Source organism: Thiomonas sp. (assembly GCF_054608695.1).
Window position 1 is genome coordinate 1 of the sequence record NZ_JBTRXV010000165.1, and the last position, 4,579, is coordinate 4,579.

The 4,579-nt window shown below is 61.0% G+C and carries 4 protein-coding genes; 1 reads left to right on the forward strand and 3 read right to left on the reverse strand.

All coding sequences use genetic code 11. The features are described from left to right. The 3 genes from ACYCUK_RS23480 to ACYCUK_RS23490 form a co-directional block, all read right to left on the reverse strand. On the reverse strand, positions 1-965 hold a 965-nt coding region (locus tag ACYCUK_RS23480), incomplete at its 3' end, for a CsoS2 family carboxysome shell protein (RefSeq protein ID WP_461597004.1). Between the two features lie 87 nt (positions 966-1,052). Next, the gene (locus tag ACYCUK_RS23485) at positions 1,053-1,388 is read right to left on the reverse strand and encodes a ribulose bisphosphate carboxylase small subunit (RefSeq protein WP_461597005.1); all 336 of its coding nucleotides are present in this window, start codon (positions 1,386-1,388) and stop codon (positions 1,053-1,055) included. A 95-nt stretch (positions 1,389-1,483) separates the two neighbouring features. Then, on the reverse strand, positions 1,484-2,905 hold the full coding sequence (locus ACYCUK_RS23490; protein WP_461597006.1) for a form I ribulose bisphosphate carboxylase large subunit: 1,422 nt from the start codon (positions 2,903-2,905) through the stop codon (positions 1,484-1,486). A 216-nt stretch (positions 2,906-3,121) separates the two neighbouring features. Here ACYCUK_RS23490 and ACYCUK_RS23495 point away from each other — a divergent pair, with 216 nt between their 5' ends. Further along, a complete protein-coding gene (locus tag ACYCUK_RS23495) occupies positions 3,122-4,036 on the forward strand; it encodes a LysR family transcriptional regulator (RefSeq protein WP_461597007.1) in 915 nt (304 codons plus the stop codon). Positions 4,037-4,579: the final 543 nt, after the last annotated feature.

Here is a 4,579-nt window from a genome sequence, read left to right on the forward strand (position 1 = left end):
TTGCCGAACTGCTCCGGCTGGTAATACTGGCTGCCGGTGAGCTTGAGGCAGGAGCCGGGTTCATCCCCGGTCACCCTGGCGCTGCGCCCGACTTCGGTTCCGCTCACGCGCTGACCGGCCTGGGTAGTGGCCACGCCGACCTTGGCAGGCGCGGGCACAGGCCTGGTCGCGCAAAACGATTCAAATTTTTCGGCGCTCAGATATTCGGTGCCGGTCACCGTCCTGCAGGCGCCATGTTCATCGCCGGTCACCTTCACGCTGCGGCCAAGCTCGACCCCGCTCACGCGCTGGCCTCGGCTGGTGCTCCCGACGCTGACCTTGGCCGCTGCTGGCTCCGGGATGGCCGCGCACAACTCGCCATACTGCTCGGCGCCGATGTATTCGGTGCCGGTGATGGCGCGGCAACTGCCCGGCTCAGCACCGGTTACCTTGGCGCTACGCTCCACCTGGGTGCCGGTCACAGTGGTGCCGCTCAGGGTGGTGCCTTGCTCCACTTTGGTGGGAGTGGCCGGCTTCTGGCGTACCCGGCCGCTGGGTCGGCACGCGGGGTGGTCGCCGCGCCCTTGCTGGCAAAGCTCCTCGCGGCGGGCACGGGCCGCGTCACGCCCGCTCAATCCCGTGATCGAGCCGGATTTGCGGCCGCAACCACAATCACCTCTGGTAGCGGTTGCTTGTGCTGTTGCGGATGCAAACATTTCTACGGGAGTAGGTGCGGATGCCGGCATGGCTGGAGCTGCCACGCGGATATCCGCGCTCACCGGTGCCGTTACCCGAATGACGCCCAATTTACCGCGTTGAGCCAATGCTTGGCGGCGCGCACGGGAAAACGCCTTGCCCGTTGCCTCCGTTGCCGAAACTGTTGCCCCTATGGGGGTTGAATTACTCGCCGTACGCGCCGACGCAGATGATTTCGCCACCAGCGTGGCGACGTGAGCCGGGCGTGGAAATGCCGTATTGTTTGTCATAGTGTCGCTTATGCCTTGATCCTTATGTATTCAACTAGGCTCTTGCACGCACGGGTCATCTGCTGGATAGCCACGCTCCAACCTTACTTAGCGTCCGCGAAACACCACGAAAGAGCTGCCCTGGCTCTGCGAGTAGTTGTCGTAACCGATCAGTCGCACGTGGTGGTTGGGGTGCGCGCGATGGCAGGCTTCCAGTTCGGTGATGATGGTGTCCACGGATTGCTCGCCGAACATGGGCAGCTTCCACATGTACCAGTAGTAGTTGAAGGCGCGCGTCGGTTCCACGTGCTCGATGCCGGGGTTCCAACCCTGATTTATGATGCAAGTAATCTGGCGGCGCATTTTTTCCGGCGTCATAGCCGGTAAATACGAGAAGGTTTCGTACTTGGGGGTTGAGTTGTAATCTTGAATGATGTCGGCCATTTGCATTCCTTTCTTTATAATGAAAAAATGGGCATGTTTGGCTTCGCACTGCGTGAATTTTCGTTCACGCCACCTGGGAGTTGCACCCCTCAGAATCAGCGGTTAACCACGTCCAGCTTGTCCACGGTGTCGAACTCGAACTTGATCTCTTTCCAGGTTTCCATGGCGATCTTGAGTTCCGGGCTGTCCTTGGCGGCGTTGGTCAGAATTTCCTTACCCTCGCGCTCCAGCTCGCGCCCTTCATTACGCGCTTCGACGCAGGCTTCCAGCGCGACGCGGTTGGCGGCGGCGCCGGCGGCGTTGCCCCAGGGGTGCCCCAGCGTGCCGCCGCCGAACTGCAGCACGGAGTCGTCGCCGAAGATGTTGACCAGGGCGGGCATGTGCCACACGTGGATGCCGCCGGAAGCGACGGGGAAAACGCCGGGCATGGAGCCCCAATCCTGGTCGAACATGATGCCGCGCGAGCGGTCTTCGGGGATGAAGGATTCACGCATCAAGTCGATCCAGCCCAAAGTGGCTTCGCGGTCGCCTTCGAGCTTGCCCACCACGGTGCCGGAGTGCAGGTGGTCGCCGCCGGACAGGCGCAGCGCCTTGGCCAGCACGCGGAAGTGGATGCCGTGGTGCGGATTGCGGTCGATCACGGCATGCATGGCGCGGTGGATGTGCAGCAGCATGCCGTTCTTGCGGCACCAGCGCGCCAGGCCGGTATTGGCGCAGAAACCGCCCGTGAGGTAGTCGTGCATGATGATGGGCGAGCCGAGCTCCTTGGCGAACTCGGCGCGCTCGTACATTTCCTCGGGAGACGGGGCAGTCACGTTCAGGTAGTGACCCTTGCGCTCGCCGGTTTCGGCCTGGGCATTTTCGATGGCATCCTGAACGAACAGGAAGCGGTCGCGCCAGCGCATGAAGGGCTGCGAGTTGACGTTCTCGTCGTCCTTGGTGAAGTCCAAACCGCCACGCAGACACTCGTACACGGCGCGGCCATAGTTCTTGGCCGACAGGCCCAGCTTGGGCTTGATGGTGCAGCCGAGCAGCGGACGGCCGTACTTGTTCATCTTGTCGCGCTCGACCTGGATGCCGTGCGGCGGCCCGTTGCAGGTCTTGACGTAGGCGAGAGGGAAGCGCACGTCTTCCAGGCGCAAGGCGCGGATGGCCTTGAAGCCGAACACGTTGCCGACCAGCGAGGTGAACACGTTGACCACGGAACCCTCTTCGAACAAGTCGATCGGGTAGGCCACGAAGGCGTAGAAGCAGGTGTCGTCGCCGGGCACGTCCTCGATGGCGTAGGCGCGGCCCTTGTAGTAATCCAGGTCGGTCAACAGATCGGTCCACACCGTGGTCCAGGTTCCGGTGGAAGACTCGGCGGCCACTGCGGCGGCGGCTTCTTCACGGTCCACGCCCGGCTGCGGGGTGATCTTGAAACAGGCCAGGATGTCCGAATCTAAGGGCGCGTATTCCGGCATCCAATAGGTCTGCCGATACTCCTTAACACCTGCCTCATACTTTTTCACGGCCATGTTTCTCTCCTAATGACATAGTTGACAAACGCAATGGAATCTTCATGCGAGTCCTGCACCCCCTTATGGGGGCGCTGCCCCCATAAGGGGGACAAGGAAATTTTGGGGGGGTGACCCAGCGTTTTGAGATGCTTGAGTCGCATTGTGGAGGATTCAATTTTTTAATAAAAGTTAAAAGTATTTACTATTACGTTTTACGATGACTTAACATGAACAATGCCTATCCGTCACGCCACCCTGCACCAACTCAAGATTTTCGCTGCCGTGGCCCGGCACATGAGCTTCACACGTGCTGCTGAGGAGTTGCACCTGACGCCGCCAGCCCTGTCCATCCAGGTCAGGCAACTCGCCGAGGCTGTCGGCCAGCCCCTCTTCAATCAGATCGGCAAGAAAATCTACCTTACCCCGGCTGGGGAGGCTCTGACGACGGCCTGTCGAGACGTACTCGACAGGCTGGAGCTCCTCACTCAAGAGTTGGCCGCGCTCCAGGGATTGGAAAAAGGCAGCCTAAAGCTCGCCACTCTTTCCACCGCTAAATACTTTATCCCTCGCTTGTTGGGGGCGTTTTGCGCGAAACATCCCGGCGTCGACTCCGCCCTGTTCGTCGGTAATCGGGAGGGGCTGCTGGAACGGCTCGCGCGCAACCAGGACGATCTCTACATCCTGGGCCAGCCGCCGGCACACATGAATGTCATAGCAAAACCTTTCGCCGACAATGCCCTGGTGGTGGTGGCGCGGTCAGACCATCCCCTGCTGCTGGAAAAGGATATCGCCCCGTCTCACCTGCGGGACGTTCCATTCATCCTGCGCGAGCCAGGTTCGGGAACGCGCCTGGCCGCCGAGAAGTTCTTCGAGCAGCATGGTGTCGCCATCAAAACGCGCATGGAGTTTGGGAGCAACGAGGCCGTCAAGCAGGTCGTGGTTGCCGGTTTTGGTATAACCATATTGTCTGATAGCACGATACGCGCGGAACTCGCGAGGGGGGAACTGGCAGTACTCGACGTGCATGGTTTTCCGCTGGGTCGCAAGTGGTATGTCGCCTACCCAGCGGGCAAGCAGCCTACCCCGATCGCCAGTGCATTCATGGAGTACCTATTCGCTGGATCGGCCTATGGCGAAAGTGCACAATGACATGGCAAGGAGCCAAGGCGCCGGAGCTTCGTCGACGGCGACCGGATCTATGGTGCCCGCCAGGCTTGGCACGACGTGCTGGCTCAGCGCATCCGGTTGTGCGAATAGTGGTAGCTGTCTCTGGAGAGCCCCACGAAACGGTATGCTCAGCGCTCCGACAAGTGATGCTTTGCAATCAACTTGGCCGTCGCCTTGCGCTTGGCCTGTGGGGCTAGCGCTTTACCCCGAGAACGCTCTTGAGTGAGATCAACCAGTTAGGTTCACTCAAGAATCGAACACTACTATCGACCCGATGCCACGCCTCCAGTGGTGTTTCAGTCCCAAGGGGCGAATCACCGTCCGTGTCCACCGCGCCCATGCCCCCTGCTGCTCCTCGGCTGGCCGCGCCGAGGCACCCCTGGCTCCTGGCCATGCGCGCTGTCCTGCTGGGGCAATGGGCTCAGATCCAGCATGGGCAGGAAGGGCACAGATTTCACAGGCTCGGCTTGCTTTGGCGCCTGGTCCTGCGCTTGCGGCATCGGCGTCCTTGACGTTTCAGCAGGC